Annotated in this window: 14 protein-coding genes; 9 read left to right on the forward strand and 5 right to left on the reverse strand. The window is 69.4% G+C overall.

Annotated elements, in window-relative coordinates; translation table 11 throughout:
- The first annotated feature begins 20 nt into the window (after positions 1 to 20).
- From AMIS_RS08535 to metH, 4 genes are all read left to right on the forward strand, one after another.
- Positions 21 to 908: a carbohydrate ABC transporter permease gene (locus tag AMIS_RS08535; RefSeq protein WP_014441814.1), complete on the forward strand. Its 888-nt coding sequence runs from the start codon at positions 21 to 23 to the stop codon at positions 906 to 908.
- Positions 909 to 916: 8 nt separating this feature from the next.
- Complete coding sequence (locus AMIS_RS08540) at positions 917 to 1,807, forward strand: carbohydrate ABC transporter permease (protein ID WP_014441815.1); 891 nt, start codon at positions 917 to 919, stop codon at positions 1,805 to 1,807.
- Positions 1,808 to 1,840: 33 nt separating this feature from the next.
- Positions 1,841 to 3,475, forward strand: coding sequence for a bifunctional 3'-5' exonuclease/DNA polymerase (locus AMIS_RS08545; RefSeq protein WP_014441816.1), 1,635 nt, complete (start codon positions 1,841 to 1,843; stop codon positions 3,473 to 3,475).
- A 120-nt stretch (positions 3,476 to 3,595) separates the two neighbouring features.
- Positions 3,596 to 7,231 (forward strand): methionine synthase, encoded by a 3,636-nt coding sequence (gene metH / locus AMIS_RS08550; RefSeq protein ID WP_157434771.1) that lies wholly within the window; start codon positions 3,596 to 3,598, stop codon positions 7,229 to 7,231.
- 245 nt (positions 7,232 to 7,476) lie between these two features.
- Here metH and AMIS_RS08555 read toward each other — a convergent pair whose 3' ends face one another.
- Both AMIS_RS08555 and AMIS_RS08560 read right to left on the reverse strand, forming a co-directional pair.
- Positions 7,477 to 8,298 carry a metal-dependent hydrolase gene (locus AMIS_RS08555; RefSeq protein WP_014441818.1) on the reverse strand — a complete coding sequence of 274 codons (822 nt, stop codon included), beginning with the start codon at positions 8,296 to 8,298 and terminating at the stop codon, positions 7,477 to 7,479.
- Between the two features lie 110 nt (positions 8,299 to 8,408).
- A complete protein-coding gene (locus AMIS_RS08560; RefSeq protein WP_014441819.1) occupies positions 8,409 to 8,831 on the reverse strand; it encodes a DUF1707 domain-containing protein in 423 nt (140 codons plus the stop codon).
- 378 nt (positions 8,832 to 9,209) lie between these two features.
- On the opposite strand from AMIS_RS08560, the gene AMIS_RS08565 reads away from it, so the two are divergent.
- Both AMIS_RS08565 and AMIS_RS08570 read left to right on the forward strand, forming a co-directional pair.
- Positions 9,210 to 10,514 carry a sensor histidine kinase gene (locus AMIS_RS08565; RefSeq protein ID WP_014441820.1) on the forward strand — a complete coding sequence of 435 codons (1,305 nt, stop codon included), beginning with the start codon at positions 9,210 to 9,212 and terminating at the stop codon, positions 10,512 to 10,514.
- Positions 10,511 to 11,188 (forward strand): response regulator, encoded by a 678-nt coding sequence (locus AMIS_RS08570; RefSeq protein WP_014441821.1) that lies wholly within the window; start codon positions 10,511 to 10,513, stop codon positions 11,186 to 11,188. Before AMIS_RS08565 ends, AMIS_RS08570 begins: the two co-directional genes overlap by 4 nt.
- Before the next feature lie 6 nt (positions 11,189 to 11,194).
- Here AMIS_RS08570 and AMIS_RS08575 read toward each other — a convergent pair whose 3' ends face one another.
- Together AMIS_RS08575 and AMIS_RS08580 are read right to left on the reverse strand one after the other, a co-directional pair.
- Complete coding sequence (locus tag AMIS_RS08575) at positions 11,195 to 11,689, reverse strand: NUDIX hydrolase (protein WP_014441822.1); 495 nt, start codon at positions 11,687 to 11,689, stop codon at positions 11,195 to 11,197.
- Positions 11,690 to 11,862: 173 nt separating this feature from the next.
- The gene (locus AMIS_RS08580) at positions 11,863 to 13,248 is read right to left on the reverse strand and encodes a GGDEF domain-containing protein (RefSeq protein ID WP_172666574.1); all 1,386 of its coding nucleotides are present in this window, start codon (positions 13,246 to 13,248) and stop codon (positions 11,863 to 11,865) included.
- A gap of 349 nt (positions 13,249 to 13,597) precedes the next feature.
- On the opposite strand from AMIS_RS08580, the gene AMIS_RS08585 reads away from it, so the two are divergent.
- The 3 genes from AMIS_RS08585 to AMIS_RS08595 all read left to right on the forward strand — a co-directional run bounded on the left by AMIS_RS08585 (position 13,598) and on the right by AMIS_RS08595 (position 17,992).
- The gene (locus AMIS_RS08585; protein ID WP_014441824.1) at positions 13,598 to 16,210 is read left to right on the forward strand and encodes an MGH1-like glycoside hydrolase domain-containing protein; all 2,613 of its coding nucleotides are present in this window, start codon (positions 13,598 to 13,600) and stop codon (positions 16,208 to 16,210) included.
- A 74-nt stretch (positions 16,211 to 16,284) separates the two neighbouring features.
- Positions 16,285 to 16,818, forward strand: coding sequence for a SigE family RNA polymerase sigma factor (locus AMIS_RS08590; RefSeq protein WP_014441825.1), 534 nt, complete (start codon positions 16,285 to 16,287; stop codon positions 16,816 to 16,818).
- Positions 16,805 to 17,992 (forward strand): hypothetical protein, encoded by a 1,188-nt coding sequence (locus tag AMIS_RS08595; RefSeq protein ID WP_041829632.1) that lies wholly within the window; start codon positions 16,805 to 16,807, stop codon positions 17,990 to 17,992. The genes AMIS_RS08590 and AMIS_RS08595 overlap by 14 nt, the downstream gene beginning before the upstream one ends.
- 114 nt (positions 17,993 to 18,106) lie before the next feature.
- On the opposite strand, the gene AMIS_RS08600 is transcribed toward AMIS_RS08595, so the two are convergent.
- Entirely contained in the window at positions 18,107 to 18,394 is a 288-nt protein-coding gene (locus AMIS_RS08600) for a hypothetical protein (RefSeq protein WP_014441827.1), read from the reverse strand.
- Positions 18,395 to 18,415: the final 21 nt, after the last annotated feature.

The raw sequence follows: 18,415 nt of genomic DNA on the forward strand, positions 1-18,415 counted from the left end.
TTCTTTCTCCGAGGAGAGCCATGCGGCACGGCAAGTACCCCTTCATCATCGGCTTCCTTGCCGTGCCGGTGGCGCTCTACGGCACCTTCGTGGTCGCGGCATACATCCAGACGTTCCAGCTGGCGTTCACCAGCTGGTCCGGTCTGGGGCCGATCACGTACAACGGTTTCGACAACTTCGAGCGGCTGTGGAACGACGACCTGTTCTGGCGGTCCGTCGGGCACAACCTCTACCTGCTGATCCTGTTGCCGATCATCACGATTGCGATCGCGCTGGTCTTCGCGTTCCTGCTGAACGAGGGCGGCGGGATGCACCGGGGCGTACGGGGCTCCAAGTTCTACCGGGTGATCTTCTTCTTCCCGCAGCTGATGGCCCTCGCCATCGTCGCGGTGATCTTCGGCCGGGTGTTCTCCACGGACGAGAGCGGCATGCTCAACGGCCTGTTCCCGGACTCCTGGTCGCCGTGGCTCTTCCTGGCCGACGAGCGGTGGGCGCTGACCTGCATCCTCGCCGTGATGGTCTGGCAGGCGGTCGGCTTCTACGTGGTCCTCTTCTCGGCCGGCATGGGTTCGATCGAGCGGGAGGTCTACGAGGCCGCGGCGCTGGACGGCGCGAGCCGGATCAGTGTGTTCTTCAAGATCACGATTCCGCTGCTCTGGGGCACCCTGCAGGTCGCGTGGGTCTACCTCGGCATCGCGGCGTTCGACGCGTTCGCCCTGGTCAACATCATGTCGGTGGACCGCGGTGGCCCGGACGGCGCGACCTCGGTGCTGTCGATGATGATCTACCGGAACGCCTTCGAGTACTCGCAGGCCGGGTACGCGTCGGCGATCGGGGTGGCGCTCTTCTTCCTTACTCTGACCTTCGCCGCGTTGACCCTGCGGGTCACCCGGCGGGAAGCGCACTGAGGTTCACGATGACGACTACCGCTGCTCCCGCCGTGGCTCGCCCGATCGAGACCAAGAAGCGCGAGGTCAACGCGCTCAACGGTCTCGCGCACATCGCCCTTTTCGCGTGGGCGATCGCGACGGCCGGTCCGCTGATCTGGGTGCTCCTCGCCTCGTTCAAGAGCAACACCGAAATCTTCCTGGGTCAGCCGTTCGCGCTTCCGTCGTCGTTCTCGTTCGGCACCTACGTGAACGCCTGGAGCGAGGCGCACATCGGGCGTTACTTCCTGAACAGCGTCTTCGTGGTCGCGATCAGCACGGCCGGGACGATGCTCTTCGGCTCGATGGCGGCCTACGTGCTGGCCCGCTACCGATTCCGCGGCAACCGCTTCCTCTACTACCTGTTCGTCTCCGGCCTGGCGTTCCCCACGTTCATGGCGATCACCCCGCTCTTCTTCATCCTGAAGAACCTCGGGCTGATCAACACGTTCACCGGTCTGATCCTGGTGTACATCGCGTACTCGCTGCCGTTCACCGTCTTCTTCCTGGCCGCGTTCTTCAAGGCGCTGCCGCACGAGATCGACGAGGCGGCGACCGTCGACGGCGCGTCACACACCCGCAAGTTCTTCCAGATCATGATGCCGATGGCGAAGTCCGGCCTGATCAGCATCACGATCTTCAACATCGTCGGGCAGTGGAACCAGTACCTCCTGCCGGTCGCGATCATGCAGGGCGCGGGTGCCGACTCGAAGTGGGTGCTCACCCAGGGCATCGCGAACATCAGCGTGCAGGCCGGTTACCACGCCGAGTGGTCCACGCTCTTCGCGGCGCTGACCCTGTCGATCCTGCCGATGATCGTGGTCTATGCGATCTTCCAGCGGCAGATCCAGGCCGGCCTCACCGCCGGCGCCGTGAAGTGAGAAGTTGTCGTACCGCGGGCGCAGAATGGCGGCGTGCTGGTAGCGGTACTCCCTGACGGTCGGCTGCAGGACCTGCGTGCCGACGGCGGGCCGGCCGGACCACCTCACCAGGTGGCCGACCTGCCCGCGACCATTGCTGCCCGGGAGGCCGCGGACCAGCCACGCTGGGTCTGGGCCTCCACCGCCGACATCTATCCGGCGCTGCTGCGCGCCGGTGTCCGGGTGGCCCGCTGCCACGATCTGGAGCTCACCGAGGCCCTGCTGCTCGGGCATGCGGGGCGCTGGGGCGAGCCACGGGGGGTCGCCGCGGCGCTCGCCCGCATCCGCGGCCTCCCGGCGCCCCCCGATCCACCACGTCCCGACGCCGAGCCGCCGGGTTTCGCCCAGGCCGCCCTCTTCGAGACCGCCTCGGCCCCGATCGTCGAGATTCAAGACCTCCTCGAGGTGTACGGGGTTCAGCAGCGCCGGATCACCGAGACCGATCACCCCGGCCGGTTCCGGATGCTCGTCGCCGCCGAGTCGGCCGGCGCGCTCACGGCTGCCGAGATGGGGCACACCGGGCTGCCGTGGCGTGCCGACATCCACGACGAGCTGTTGCGTGAGCTGCTCGGCGCGCCGCAGCCGGTCGGCCCGCCCCGGCGCCTCGCCGAGCTGACCGCCGAGATCAACGCGGCGTTCGGGGTGCGCGGCCTGCACCCGGACTCGCCGGCCGAGGTGGTCAAGGCGTTCGCCCGGGCCGGCATCCACGTGCCGAACACGCGTCGCTGGGTGCTGCGTGGCATCGATCATCCGGCGGTCGAGCCGCTGCTGGAGTTCAAGGAGCTCTACCGCATCTGGACCGCGCACGGCTGGTCCTGGTGCGACGCCTGGGTGCGCGACGGCCGCTTCCGCCCGGAGTATGTGGCGGGCGGCGTGGTCTCCGGCCGCTGGGCGACCCGCGGCGGCGGCGCGCTGCAGGTCCCCAAGGTCGTCCGCCGGGCCGTGGTGGCCGATCCGGGCTGGGAGTTCGTGGTCGCCGACGCCGGCCAGTTGGAGCCCCGCGTCCTGGCCGCCGTCTCCGGTGACTCCCGGCTGGCCCGGGCGGCGGCCGCCGGCGACCTCTACGCCGCGCTCGCCGCCGACTCGTTCGGCGGCGACCGGGCGAAAGCCAAGATCGCCCTGCTCGGTGCGATGTACGGGCAGACCGGCGGCGACGCGATCCCGGCGCTCGCAGTGTTGCGGCGGCACTATCCGGTGGCCTTCGACTATGTCGAGGCGGCCGCCCGGACCGGCGAGAACGGTGGTCTCGTCCGCTCCTGGCTGGGGCGGACCTGTCCACCCGCTCACGTGGCTCGCGATGCCGGCTTGGAGCCGCCGGAGGACGTCGCCCCGCCGCCCGGTCGAGCCCGTGGGCGATTCACCCGGAATTTCGTGATTCAAGCGACCGCCGCGGAGTGGGCGCTCGTGGTGCTGGCCCTGCTCCGGACCGCCTTGTCGGACATGTCAGCCGAACTGGTGCTTTTCGTGCACGACGAGGTGGTGGTGCACTGCCCCGCCTCATCCTCCGCCGCCGTGGTCGAGGCGGTGCAGGAGTGCGCCGCCCGGGCCGGCCGGATGCTCTTCGGCGACACGTCGGTCCGTTTTCCTCTGGACGTCTCAGTGGTTGGTGCCTACGCCGACGCCAAGTGAAGAAGTGGGTATCGTGGAGTCTCCGGCCGAGAGGCGCTGCAGCGGGCCACCCGTCACGCTCGACCGGTGATCCACCCCGAAACAAGGGCGCCTCCGACTTTCCTCGGAGGTGTGTACCCCGTGACTTCCACCGTCACCACGCTGCGCGAGCTGCTCGCTGAGCGGATCCTGGTGCTCGACGGCGCCTGGGGCACGATGCTGCAGGGCGCCAAGCTCACCCCGGCCGACTACCGCAACGAGCTGATCCCGGCGGACCACCCCAAGGACGTCACGGGCGACCCCGACCTGCTGATCCTCACCCGGCCGGACGTGATCCTCGACGTTCACCGGCAGTACCTCGCGGCCGGCGCGGACATCACCACCACCAACACGTTCACCGCGACCAGCATCGCCCAGGCCGACTACGGCCTGGAGCACCTGGTCCGCGAGATGAACGTGCAGGGCGCCCGGCTGGCCCGGCAGGCCGCCGACGAGGCCACCGCACGGGACGGCAAGCCCCGTTTCGTCGCCGGCTCGGTCGGCCCGCTCAACGTGACGCTCTCGCTCTCGCCGAAGGTGGACGATCCGGCGTACCGGGCGGTCACGTTCGACAAGGTCAAGGCGACCTACGCGGAGCAGATCGCGGCGCTCGCCGAGGGTGGCGTCGACCTGCTCCTGGTCGAGACGATCTTCGACACGCTCAACGCGAAGGCGGCCATCGCGGCTGCCCACGAGGTCGCTCCGGAGCTCCCCCTCTGGATCTCCGTGACGATTGTCGACCTGTCCGGGCGTACCCTGTCGGGCCAGACGGTCGAAGCTTTCTGGCGCTCGATCGAGCGCGCGAAACCGCTGGTCGTCGGCGTGAACTGCTCGCTCGGCGCGACCGAGATGCGCCCGCACGTCACCGACCTCGCCCGGCTCTCCGACGTCTATGTCGCCTCCCACCCGAACGCCGGCCTGCCGAACGCGTTCGGCGGCTACGACGAGACCCCGGCCGAGACCAGCGCCCTGGTCGCCGGATTCGCCTCCGACGGCCTGGTCAACATCGTCGGCGGCTGCTGCGGCACCACCCCGGCGCACATCGGCGCGATCGCCACCGCCGTGGCCGGCATGACACCCCGGGTGATCGACCCGCCCGCCCCGACCACCCGGTTCTCCGGCCTGGAGCCGTTCGAGATCGGCCCGGACACCGGCTTCGTGATGATCGGCGAGCGGACCAACGTCACCGGCTCCGCGAAGTTCCGCCGGCTCATCGAGGCGGGCGACCACCAGGCCGCCGTCGACGTGGCCCTGGAGCAGGTCCGCGGCGGCGCCAACCTGCTCGACGTCAACATGGACGCCGACCTGCTCGACAGCGAGCAGGCGATGACCACGTTCCTCAACCTGATCGCGACCGAGCCCGAGGTGGCCCGGATCCCGATCATGATCGACAGCTCGAAGTGGAGCGTGCTGGAGGCCGGCCTCAAGTGCGTCCAGGGCAAGGGCGTGGTCAACTCGATCAGCCTCAAGGAAGGCGTCGACCAGTTCCTGACGCAGGCGCGCCGGATCCGGGACTTCGGCGCGGGCGTCGTCGTGATGGCCTTCGACGAGCATGGCCAGGCGGACACCGCCGACCGTAAGGTCGCGATCTGCGCGCGGGCCTACGACCTGCTGGTCGAGGACGGGTTCGACCCCAACGACATCATCTTCGACCCGAACGTGCTCGCCGTCGCGACAGGCATCGCGGAGCACAACGGCTATGCGAAGGCGTTCATCGACGCTCTGCCCCGGATCAAGGAGCGCTGCCCCGGCGCCCGTACCAGTGGGGGCATCTCGAACCTGTCCTTCGCCTTCCGCGGCAACGACGTGGTGCGCGAGGCCATGCACTCGGCGTTCCTGTTCCACGCGGTCAAGGCCGGCCTGGACATGGGCATCGTCAACGCCGGCCAGCTCGCCGTCTACCAGGACATCCCCGCCGACCTGCTGGAACTCGTCGAGGACGTGCTCTTCGACCGCCGCGAGGACGCCACCGACCGGCTCGTCACCTTCGCCTCCACGGTCACCGGCAGCGGCGCCAAGCGGGAGGTCGACCTCTCCTGGCGCGAGGCCCCGGTCGGCGAGCGGCTCACGCACGCCCTGGTGCACGGCATCGTCGACTTCATCGAGGAGGACACCGAGGAGGCCCGTCAGGAGCTGCCCCGGCCGCTCGAGGTGATCGAGGGTCCGCTGATGGACGGCATGAAGGTGGTCGGCGACCTCTTCGGCTCCGGGCGGATGTTCCTGCCCCAGGTGGTCAAGAGCGCCCGTGTGATGAAGCGGTCGGTCGCCTACCTGGAGCCGTTCATGGAGGCCGAGAAGGAGCAGGCACGTCTCGAGGGCCGGATCGATCCGGGCCGCGGCCAGGGCAAGGTCGTGCTCGCCACGGTCAAGGGCGACGTGCACGACATCGGCAAGAACATCGTCGGCGTCGTGCTGGGCTGCAACAACTACGACGTGATCGACCTCGGCGTGATGGTCCCCGCCGCGAAGATCCTGGAGACCGCGGTCGCCGAGAACGCCGACGTGATCGGGCTGTCCGGCCTGATCACCCCGTCGCTCGACGAGATGGTCGCGGTCGGCGCCGAGATGCAGCGCCGCGGGATGAACCTGCCGCTGCTCATCGGCGGCGCGACCACGTCGAAGCAGCACACCGCGGTGCGGATCGCCCCGGCGTACGAAGGCTCCACGATCCACGTGCTCGACGCCTCCCGGGTCGTCGGCGTGGTCTCCAACCTGCTCGACCCGGCCCGGGCCAAGACCCTCGACGAGGACAACCGGATCGAGCAGGAACGGCTGCGGGTCCAGCACGAGCAGCGGCACTCCCAGCCGCTGCTCACCCTCGCGGCCGCGCGGGCCAACCGCGAGGTGGTCGACTTCAGCGATCTGCCCACACCGGCCTTCACCGGGGTACGGGAGGTAGCGCCGCCGATCGCCGAACTGCGCCGCATGATCGACTGGCAGTTCCTGTTCCTGGCCTGGGAACTCAAGGGCAAATACCCGGCGATCCTCGACCAGCCCGTCGCCCGTGAACTGTTCGACGACGCCAACACGATGCTCGACCAGATCATCGCCGACGGTTCGTTCCAGGCCCGCGGACGGTACGGTTTCTGGCCCGCCCACGCCGACGGCGACGACATCATCCTGGAGAACGGCTACTCGTTCCCGATGCTGCGTCAGCAGACCGAGAAACCGGCCGGCCGCGCGAACCGCTGCCTCGCCGACTACATCGCCCCGGCCGGCGCCGGCTCGCGTGATCACCTGGGCGGTTTCGCGGTCGCCATCCACGGCGCCGACGAGCTGGCCCGCCGCTACGAGGCCGAGCACGACGACTACCGCGCCATCATGGTGAAGGCCCTCGCCGACCGTCTCGCCGAGGCGTTCGCCGAGTACCTGCACCTGAAGGCCCGCCGCGAGTGGTTCGAGCCGGACGCCGACCCGAAACTCGAGGACCTGCACGCCGAACGTTTCCGCGGCATCCGCCCGGCCCTGGGCTACCCGGCGTGCCCCGACCACAGCGAAAAGAAGGACCTCTTCAAGCTGCTCGGCACCGACGCGATCGGCGTGAACCTGACCGAGTCCTACGCCATGACCCCGGCAGCGGCGGTGAGTGGCCTGATCTTCGCCCACCCCGAAGCCCGTTATTTCACCGTCGGCCGCCTGGCCAAGGACCAGATCGAGGACTACGCCACCCGCCGCGACGTCCCGGTGGCCGAGGTGGAGCGCTGGCTCCGCCCCAACCTCGCCTACAACATCGACTGACCGTCACCCGTCACCCGTCACCCGTCACCTGGCGACGTGGCGGACCGCACTCGCAGGTCCGCCACGTCCGGCCCGGCGATGTCCGGTCGGTGTTCCAGGTATTCCGGCAGCCGATCGTCCCAGCGCGGCGTCAACGACGTGGGCCGGTGGACCGGGTGGCCAGCCGCTGGGTCAGCGGCTTGGCCGCCTGCTCGGTCAACGGCTTGGGCCGCCTGCTCGGTCAGCGGCTTGGGCCGCATGCTCGGTTAGCGGCTGGCCCAGACGTCGAGGTTGAGGCGCTCGAGGACGCCGGGGACGAAGAGGCCGGCTATGGAGAGCAGCGAGATCACGGTGAAGGCCGTGCGCAGGACGATGACCTCGACCTTGCCGCCGACCTTGACCGCCATGCTGTTCGGGATGCCGATCATGCGCCACATGCGACGGTTGATCGGAATCGGCCAGAGGATGGGGACGCCGTTCTTCGTGATCATGTCGCCGAGGATGTGGACCACACATCCGACGGCCACCGCTAGACCGAGTAGCGGATAGCCCCGATCGCCGGGCAGGTTCGCCGCGGTGAACCAGGCGATGACCGCCGAGGAGAGCGTGACGATGACCCAGCCGGCGCGCTCGGCCCACTCGTCGAAGAGGCCCCGCAGCGCCAAACCGGCCATGAAGAAGACGATGCCGACGACCGCCCACTTCCCGTAGCTGGACGCCAGTGCCGTGGTGCCCCACCCGATCAGCGCGCAGAACGGCAGCGTGTGGGTGAACGTGCGGTGCCCGTTGTCGCGCCGCGGGTCACGGCTCAGCTTCGTCGCCGTGTAGACGCCGAGAGAGAACTTCTCGACCACCTCGGCGACGAAGAGCGAGGCGACGCCGAACGTGCGGGCAACCGTCGCGCCGCCCTGATTGCGGGTGACCTTTCCGGACATGTCCAGGTCGGGCAGGAGCGCGCCACCGGCACAGACCGCCGTTCCGACCGCGACCTCGAGCGGTGTCTGGCTGACCCCGGCGAACTGGGCGAGCGCCCAGGAACCCGCCAGCCAGGCTGCCGCGCCCGAGAGCGCGTGCGACGGACCCATCATGTGTTTCGTCCCTCCCCGAACAAACTCGGCCACTGTGGCAGAGAGCGGGACGAAGATCAACGACCGTCGCGGCCATGTCGGGGTGGGGTCGGCCACCCGACAATCGGGTGTCAGCCGCAGCTGCCGTGGGCGTAGCTGTAGTGGAATCGATAGCGGCCGTAGCGTGCGTGCCGCATCAGCCCTATGACCAGGAACGCCAGCGGGATGACCGGCCAGAAGAAGTGGGCTCCGGAGAGCAGCCACAGGCCAGTGAGGACACCCGCGATGATCAGAATGAGACTGGCGTGCCGCCACAGTGAGCGGCGTGTCGCCGCGAGGGCCTGAGGAGTGCGGGCCAGAGCGCCACGGCCACCGTCGGGGAGATCCGTGGTGAGGGGTGCGAGCTCGTCGCGATATTTCGCGGCGTAGGCGGCCGCGAGCCGTTCCTCGCCCTCGGCCAGATCGAGGCGTCCCTCCGCCATCGCGGCGCGCAGGATCTCGGCGACGTGGTCGCGTTCCGTGTCGGAGGTGCGGAACCGGGTCCCGGGTTGCATGGGTCTCCTCCTTGGTGGGTTGCTGTTCTGCCCACCAGAGTCCTCGTCGTGGCGCTCCGGCGCGTCGCCCCGCGGGAGCATCCTGAGGGAGTGCTCGGGACGGCCGGACCCCATCCGGCGTACTCCCCGGGGAGTAGGCCGAGGGGGCGATGTGGGCCTGTCGGCGTATCCGCCGTTCGCCCTCGGCGACGATGCCCCGCCGGTGCGCGGTGCCGTAGGTTCGGCGGCATGAGGCATCCCGGCAGGCGATCGTGGCAGCGCGAGGCTGCACGCGCTGAGCACGACGGGCTCGATGAGCGGCCGTCGTGGGCGGCGCGGCGCGAGTTCGCCGGCCGTCCGCCATGGGGTCGCCGGCCGCCATGGGCTCGGCGCAGGCATGTGGGCTGGCCGCCCGGCGCTGTGGCCGGGGCGCTGCTCTTCCAGGTGCTCGGTGTCCGCAACGTCGAGGTGCACACCGATCTCCTCGCGCTGGTCTACGCGCTGTCGCTGATCGGGCCACTCGCTCTCCTCTGGCGCCGGCGCGCGCCGCTCGCGGTCTTCGCGGTGGCGGTCTCCGCGTCGATCGGGATCGCGACGGTCGCCGCGCCGCACTGGACTTATGCGGTTGCCCCGCTCGTCGCGTTGTTCTGCCTCTCCGGGGCGGGCCGTCACCGGACCGCTTTCGTGGCGGCCGGCGTCGCCTTCGCGGCCTATCTGGCGGTCATGTTCGCGCTTCTGGAGCCGCTCGGTCTCCCGGGCGACCCGCCCCGCCTGCGGCAGGCGTTGCTGCTGGCGGGCGGGCTCGCCGGTGCGGTCGTGACCGGTGCGGCGGCCCGGGGCTATGCCGAGCAGGCCGCTGCCATGGAGAGGTTCCGGGCCGAGCAGGAGCGGGCCGAGGAGGAGCAGGCCCGGGCCCGTGCCGAGCAGGAGCGCCGGCAGGCCTCCGAGGAGCGGCTGCGGATCGCCAGCGAGCTGCACGACGTGCTCGGTCATCACCTGTCGCTGATCAACGTGCAGGCCGGTGTCGGGCTGCACCTGATGGACAGCCGGCCGGAGCAGGCCCGGGAGGCGCTGGCGGCGATCAAGACGGCGAGCTCGGAGGCGCTACGGGAGGTGCGGTCGGTGCTCGACGCGTTGCGCACCGAGGGCGAGGCGGCGCCCCGGCAGCCCGCGCTCGGCCTGAACCGGCTCGGCGAGCTCACCGCGGACGCCGGGATCCCGGTGCGGACCGAGGTCATGGGCGAGCCGCGCGAGCTTCCCGCCGAGGTGGATCGGGCCGCCTACCGGATCGTTCAGGAGGCGCTGACGAATGTGCGGCGCCACGCAGGGCCGAAACCGGATGCAACGGTCTCCATCGGTTACCTGCCGTCGTACCTTCATTTGTCGATCAGAAACGATGGGCCCGTGGTGCGCGCATCGGAGGGAGAGGCCGTGGCCGGCAGCGGGCAGGGGAGTGGCATCGCCGGGATGCGAGCGCGTGCGGAGAGTCTCGGCGGTCGGCTGGAGGCGGGTCCTCCGGCGGGCGGCGGCTTCCTGGTGTCGGTGATGCTGCCGGCGCCGCACATGTCTCCCGAGCCGGGCGGCCCCCTCCCGCCGGATGAGCCTTTCCCGCCGGACGAGCCTTTTCCCGGGGACGAGCCCTTCCCGGAGGACGAGTCTTTCGCCACGGGGTCCGGTCGGGATGCGGCGGGTGAGGCGCGGTGATCTCGGTGGTGCTGGCGGACGACCAGGCGCTGGTGCGGGCCGGGTTCCGGGCGTTGCTCGACGCGGAGCCGGACATCGCGGTGGTCGGTGAGGCCGCCGACGGGGTTCAGGCGGTCGAGCTGGTCCGGAGCAAGCGGCCGGACGTGGTGCTCATGGACATCAGGATGCCCGGCGTCGACGGACTCGAAGCGACCCGCCGGATCGCCGCGGACGCCGAGCTGGCCGGGACGCGGGTGGTCATCCTGACGACGTTCGAGCTGGATGAGTACGTTTTCGAGGCGCTGCGCACCGGCGCGTCGGGGTTCCTGGTGAAGGACACCGAACCGGTCGAACTGCTGCGGGCGGTGCGCGTGGTGGCGGCCGGGGAAGCGCTGCTGTCGCCGAGTGTGACGCGGCGGGTCATCGGCGGGTTCATGGCGGGGACCGGGCGCGGTCCGACGCCGGAGCCGTCGTCCCAGCTGGAGCAGTTGACCGAGCGAGAGAAGGAGGTGATGGTCCTGGTCGCTGAGGGCCTGACGAACGACGAGATCGCCGGACGCTTGATGATCAGCCCGGCGACCGCGAAGACACACGTGAGCCGGACGATGATCAAGCTGGGCGCACGTGACCGGGTGCAGCTGGTGGTGCTGGCCTACGAGTTCGGCCTGATCCGCCCCGGCTGGCTGACCGGCTGACCGTTGTCACCAGCCGGGGATCATGCCTTCGCCCGGTCCGGCGAACCAGGCTGGGGCCTCCTCGGCCAGGGCCGTGCGGATGCGGTGGTGGGCGTAGGGGTTGAGCTCCGGCATGGCGTCCAGCGGGAACCAGCCGACCTGCAGGGACTCGGAGTCGTTCACGCGGGCCTCGCCGCCGACCGCTCGGCAGCGGAACCAGGTGTTGACCATCTGGCACTCGTCGCCGTTCGGGTAGGTGACCTCGTGCAGGGCGATTCCGGCCAGGCGCTCGATCTTCACCTGGACGGCGGTCTCCTCCTCGACCTCGCGGATCACGGCGTCGGCGGGTTGTTCGCCGGGGTCCATGATTCCGGCGATCAGAGTCCACCGGGCGGTGTCGCTGCGCTGGTGGAGCAGGATCTCGCCGCGATCGTTGAAGACGACAGCGGTCACCGTCGGGAACATGATGAGGCCGGTGCCGACCTTGGCGCGCAGGTCGGTCACATAGTCGGAAGCAGGCACGCGGAAAACCCTAGTGCCGCCGCGCCAGCCGGTCCGGCACGCCGCACCGCCGCCAGCTGGTCTGGCACGGCACACGCGCCGCGCCAGCTGGTCCGGCACGGCGCACCGCCGCGCCAGCCGGTCCGGCACGGCGCACCGCCGAACCCGCCTGCCACGGGGCGGCTGGGGTGGGGTCAGCTGGCGGCTAGGACTGAGCGGTTTCGGCCGGCGGCCTTGGCCTCGTACAGGGCTGCGTCGGCTACCCTCAGCAGCTCCTCCGGGTCGGTGCCGGTGGCGGCTCCGACCGAGACCGTCACGGCCAGCAGCATGTCGTCGTCGGCCTTCACCGGTAGGCCCGCCACGGCGGTGCGGATGCGTTCGGCGAACGCGCGCAGGGCCGCGGGGCTTGTGTGCGGGGCCAGCACCACGAACTCCTCGCCGCCGTACCGTCCGACCACCGAGCCGGCCCGGGCGTTGGCGGCCAGGCGGTCGGCCACCTCGCGCAGGATGCGGTCGCCGGCCGGGTGACCGTAGGTGTCGTTCACTCGCTTGAAGTGGTCGACGTCGATGACGAGCAGACCCGCTTCGTACCCGTTACGGGAGGCTCGGCGGCACTCCACCGCGAGTGTCTCCTCGAACGCCCGGCGGGTGCGCAGGCCGGTGAGGCCGTCCGTGACCGCGGCCTGGCGCTGGCTCGTGATCAGGCCGGCCATCCGGGCCAGGACCAGCAGGAACATGACGGCGCAGGAGGCGCTCGCCAGCGGGACGCTGAGATCCTCGCCGCGGAGGTGTTCGATCATCTGCACGGCGGGGGCCATCAGCACGGCGATGGCGAGCAGGACCAGGCGGCCCGGCGACGCGTCGGGGATGGCGGTCGCGGTGCGCTGGTCGAACGTACGGATGCCGGGATGCAGCGCGGCCATGGCGAGCAGCCCGAGCGAGGCCATCCACACGGTGTCCAGCCAGGCCGCCGACGTGGCTTCGCCGGTGACCACGCCGAGCACCGCGTAGAGCAGGTCGGCGCCGAACATCAGGACCAGGCTGGTGATCATCAGGTAGAGGACCGGGCCGCGGGTGCCGGCGCCCATCACCAGGCGGATCGCCAAGATCAAGAGCATCAGATCCAGGACCGGATACGCCGATTCGGTCAACTTGGCAGCGAGCGGCAACTCGGAGTCCGAGGTGAGCGGGTTGACCAGGTAGACCCAGGTCAGCAGCCCGGCGCTGCAGGCGATGATCAGCGCGTCCACCCCGCTCGGCAGGTCCCAGCCGGGAGCGCGCCGCCGGATGAAGATGAGGATCGCGGTCACCGCGAGCGCGTAGTAGACGAAGTACACGACGTCGGCGGGTGTCGGCTCGAGGAAGTCGCCGAGCCAGTCGTCGAAGACGGTCATGCCGTCGCCGACGGCGTAGAGCAGCTGCGCCGCGGCCAGGATCAGCCAGCCCGCCAGATGCGGCGGCCGATGCCGGATCGTGCCGACCACGATGAGGATCGGTGTGCCGATGCTGACGAACATGTACGGGGCGTTCATCAGCAGAAAGTGGTGGTCCGCCCGGCCCAGCCAGATCCGGGCCACCATGCACGCGACCATGACGACGAGCCAACCGTACAACCACCCGACACCGGACGGGGAACGCCGCCGGTCCGACACCTCATCACCCTGCACCTGGCAAGCATTCTCAGGCCGGGTTGTTTTTCGGGTGCGAACCGGGAAGTACCCGGTTGCCGTTGGTCAGTCCGGCGGATCCGTAGGTGTGGCGTAGCCCCCGGTACCGTCGGGTACGAGCCATTCGTCGTCGCATCGAGCGCCGGCCCGGGGTCCGGAAGATGACGGGGCGCACAGCGGGCAACGCAAACGCTCCTCGCTTGACACATGGACTGTGACAGTCTCAGTGTGATCGACTCCGGGGCAGAATGAGGGTTGAGGGGTGAGAACGGACGTGTCGGAGCGCGACCGCCTGGCGCAGGCCGACTCCGGTGAGCAGCCGTGGCGCGCGTGGGGTCCCTACCTGGCCGAGCGGGCCTGGGGCACGGTCCGTGAGGACTACAGCGAGCACGGCACCGCCTGGGATTACTTCCCGCACGACCATGCGCGCTCCCGGGCGTACCGGTGGAACGAGGACGGCATGGCCGGACTCTGTGACGACCGGCAGACGTTCGCCTTCGCTCTCGCCCTCTGGAACGGCAAGGACCCGATCCTCAAGGAGCGGATGTTCGGTCTCGGCGGCGACGGCGGCAACCACGGCGAGGACGCCAAGGACTACTGGTGGTACCAGGACTCGACGCCGACCCACTCGTGGATGCGCTGGCGCTACCACTACCCGCAGGAGGAGTTCCCCTACGACCAGCTGGTCCGGGTGAACGGGCAGCGCTCCCGCAACGAGGGGGAGTACGAGCTCGTCGACACCGGGATCTTCGACCACGACCGGTTCTGGGCGGTGACCGTCGACTACGCGAAGGCGTCGACGCATGACGTCTGCATCGCGATCACGGTCTCGAACCGAGGGCCGGAAGCGGCGACCCTGCACGTCCTGCCGACACTCTGGTTCCGTAACACCTGGTCGTGGGGCATGCCGAACCGGACCGCGCCGGTGATCGAGGGGACGCCGGGGCGGCTGGCCGGGACGCACAAGTCGCTGGGCGACCTGACCCTGGTGGGCGAGGGCGCACCGGCGGCGCTGATGTGCGACAACGAGACGAACTCGCAGCGTCTGTGGGGACTGCCGGGCCGCAGCCCGTACCCCAAGGACGGTATTAATGACTTTTTGCTGCACGGCATGCCGACGGTGAATCCGGCGGGCCTGGGCACCAAGGGCGCACTGCACTATGAGCTGACGTTACGGCCGGGGGAAACACGGACAATTCGCCTGAGGCTCACTCAGGGGGATGCCGTGGGTGATCTTGGAGCCGACTGGGACACGGTCATGCGGGCCCGGCACGGCGAGGCCGACGACTTCTTCGACGAGGTGATCCCGTCCGCCGCCTCCGACGAGGAGAAATCCGTCGCCCGGCAGGCGATCGCCGGGCTCATGTGGGGCAAGCAGTTCTACCACTTCGACGTGAAGCAGTGGCTGGTCGGCGACCCCGCCAACTCGCCACCGCCACCGGGCCGGCGCTACGGGCGCAACAACGGCTGGTGGCACATGAACAGCTTCGACGTGATCAGCATGCCGGACCCGTGGGAGTACCCCTGGTACGCGGCCTGGGACCTGGCCTTCCACTGCGTCAGCATCGCCCGCGTCGACCCCGGTTTCGCGAAGTCCCAGCTGCTGTTGCTGCTCCGCGAGTGGTACATGCACCCCAACGGCCAGATCCCGGCGTACGAGTGGTCGTTCGGTGACGTGAACCCGCCGGTGCACGCCTGGGCGGCGCTGCGGGTCTTCGAGATCGACGGGTCGAAGGACCACGACTTCCTGTCCCGGGTCATGCACAAGCTGCTGCTCAACTTCACGTGGTGGGTGAACCGCAAGGACGTCGGCGGCAACAACGTCTTCGAGGGCGGCTTCCTCGGCCTGGACAACGTCGGCCCGTTCGACAGGTCCGCCGCGCTGCCGGTCGCCGGTGTGCTGGAACAGTCCGACGGCACGGGCTGGATGGCGATGTACGCCCTCAACCTGCTCGACATGGCGATCATCCTGGCGCTGCACGACGCCGCGTACGAGGACATGGCCACCAAGTTCTTCGAGCACTTCACGTACATCGCGGAGGCCGCGTACCGGCAGGGCCTCTGGGACGACGAGGACAGCTTCTTCTACGACGTGCTGCGGCTGCCCGACGGCCACAAGGTGCCGCTCAAGGCCCGGTCGATCGTCGGCCTGCTGCCGCTCGCGGCCACCACCCGGCTCACCTCGAAGACACTGAACCGGCTACCGAGCGTCAACTCTCGGGTGCGCTGGATGCTGCACACCCAGCGCGATTACGGCGACGTGATCAGCGCCCGGCGTCTGGGCGGCGCCGACCGCCGGCAGCAGCGGCTGCTGAGCATGGTGGGTCAGGACCAGCTTCTCCGGATCCTGGCGCGTCTGCTCGATCCCGAGGAGTTTCTTTCCGAGTACGGGTTACGTACGCTCTCCCGCTCCCACCTGGAGAAACCGTTCACCGTCTCGCTGGGCGGCTCCGACTTCACCGTCGGCTACGAGCCGGCCGAGAGCACCAGCGGCCTGTTCGGTGGCAACTCGAACTGGCGCGGGCCGATCTGGATGCCCGTGAACTATCTGCTGGTCCAGGCCCTCCGGGAGTTCGCCGAGTTCTACGGTGATGACCTGAAGGCGGAGTACCCGACCGGCTCGCACGTGAAGGTGCCACTCGGCGCGATCGCCGATGATCTCTCGCGACGACTGATCGCGCTGTTCCTGCCCGATGAGTCCGGAAAAAGGCCGATCTATGGGGCGACCGAGCTCTTCCAGACCCATCCGGACTGGAAGGATCTCGTCGTCTTCCCGGAGTACTTCCACGGGGACAACGGAGCCGGGCTGGGCGCCTGGCACCAGACCGGATGGACGGCCCTGGTCGTCGATCTGATCTTCGAACTGCATCGGTAGAAATTTTTCGCTTCGGCGTGCAACCTTCTCGACGGCTGCCACCGTTCCACACCCGTCGAAGGAGGTAGCCGATCTTGAACGCCGAGGAAGAGGAAGGGTTCCGCCAGTTCGTCGCCGCCCAGCTCGGGCCGCTGCGCAAATTGGCGTACCTGACTTGCGGCAACTGGCACACGGCTGAGGACGCCGTGGCCACCGCCCTGGCAAAGCTCTACCCGCGCTGGCGCAAGCTCGACCGGCCGGACCTGTACGCCAAGACCATGGTGTACCGGGCCGCCGTCGACGAGACACGCCGGCCATGGCGCCGGGAACGCTCCGCGGGCGACGAAATGCCGGACATCGCGCAGCGTGACCCGGCTGCGGCAACCGACGAGCGCCTCCGGGTTCAGGTCGCTCTGCGCGCCGTGCCCCGCAAGCAGCGCGCCGCTCTGATCCTCCGGTACTACCTCGGGCTCAGCCTCGAGGAGACCGCCGGGGTGCTGGGAATCTCCGTCGGCACCGCCAAGAGCCAGACATCGCGCGGTCTCAGCCGCCTGCGCGAGGTGCTGGCCGCCGAGAGAATCGACCTTCAGGTCGCGAACATCGAGGAGTTGACCCGTGCGGTTGCATGAGGTGGTGGATCTGGCGACGTCCGACGCTCCGCCGGACCGGAACACGATCGACGAGATCGTCGGCAAGGGTCGTCGTGTGCAGCGCCGCCGCCGGGCCGGTTTCGCGGGCGCGGGCGCGGCCCTCGCGGTGGTCGCGGTGAGCGCCGCGGTCGCCCTTCCTTCCCTTTCCCGGGGTACGGGGGAGACAGTCGCCCCGCCCGCCGCCGCTCCGGCCGTCAACGCCGCGCCGGTGGCGAACTGGCAGTTCCCGGACGACCCGTTCACGTTCACGTTCGACGCGTTCGAGGTCGGCCGCTGGAAGGTGGCGGCGCCGATCGTCGCGTCGACGTCGTACCAGATCGCGTCGGTGTACCTCGACGGCCGGAAGACCAACGACCGTTCGGTCACCGACGAGGAAGCCGCCGAGATGGCGAAGAACCTCGAGCTCAGGAAGCAGGGCAAGGCGCGCGCCGGGGAGCCGGAGAAGATCATCTACGCGTACCTGGTGCTCTACCGGCCCGGCGCGTTCGACCCGGCCAAGCTCTCCGGGGCGAAGCAGCTCACCGTGGACGGCAAGAAGGCGTACCAGACCTTTGGTCCCGGCCACGGTGGGATGGCCCAGCGGGCGCTGGCGTGGGAGTACGCCGACAACGCGTACGCGGTGCTGGAGACCCACTCGAACGGTGACGACGACCCGTCCGCCGAGGAGATGCAGAAGATCGTCAGCGGTCTGAAGCCGTCCGCCAAGCCGGCCAAGGCGACACTGCCGTTCACGCTCGACTACGTGCCGGCCGGATACCAGCCGGTAGAGCTCGGCGTGCATGCCATGTCCGGCCTCAACGGCATCGCGGCGGCCCGCGAGGGCGACTACGGCGGCGCGATCTTCTCGAACAAGCCGCCGGCCACGACCGGTCTGATCGAGCCGTACGGTGGCGTCGACGGGGCGAACCTGCCGAACAGCTTCGAGATCTTCGTGGTGCCGGCCGAGAACTCGAACCAGACCACCGGCACCACCGAAATCAAGTGCGGCAACGGGTTCTGCACGCACCGCAGCCCGGACGGCAAGGTGAGCATCCAGGTCGCGAGCGAGGGTCGTCTGTCGGACGCCGAGATGACGAAGGTCCTGAAGGGCCTGAAGCTGGCCGACGTGAAGGACGACTCCACCTGGACGGATGCCGCTACAGCTCTGTCGTAGGTCGCGGGGGTGAGACGGCCGGGTCGCTTGTCAGCGGCCCGGCCGTTTCGGTGGTCTGATCTGTCTGCTGCGGCTGTTGTTCTACCGCGGCTTTGTTTCACCGCGGCTTTTGTTCTACTGCAGCTGGCGGGTGTCCGCGCGGGCGACGATCGCCTCGGCGACGTGGCGCAGCTGCTCGTCGTCCGGGTGGAAGCCGGCGGCGATGTCGGGGTGCAGGCCTGCCTTCGCCTGTTCGAGCAGCATGCCGGTGACCTGCTCGACGCTCTCCCCGGCGTACTGTTGCTCGATCTTGACGGTGGCGGCGTGAAGGGCGGAGGTGAGCTGGTCCTCGAGCGGACCGCGAAGCTTTTCCTCCACCGGGTTGAGTGAACGCGGATCCAGGGTGACGTGCGGCTCAGCCAAGGCTCTCTCTCCTCGCCGGTC

This window comes from Actinoplanes missouriensis 431 (assembly GCF_000284295.1).
Classification (GTDB): Bacteria; Actinomycetota; Actinomycetes; order Mycobacteriales; family Micromonosporaceae; genus Actinoplanes; species Actinoplanes missouriensis.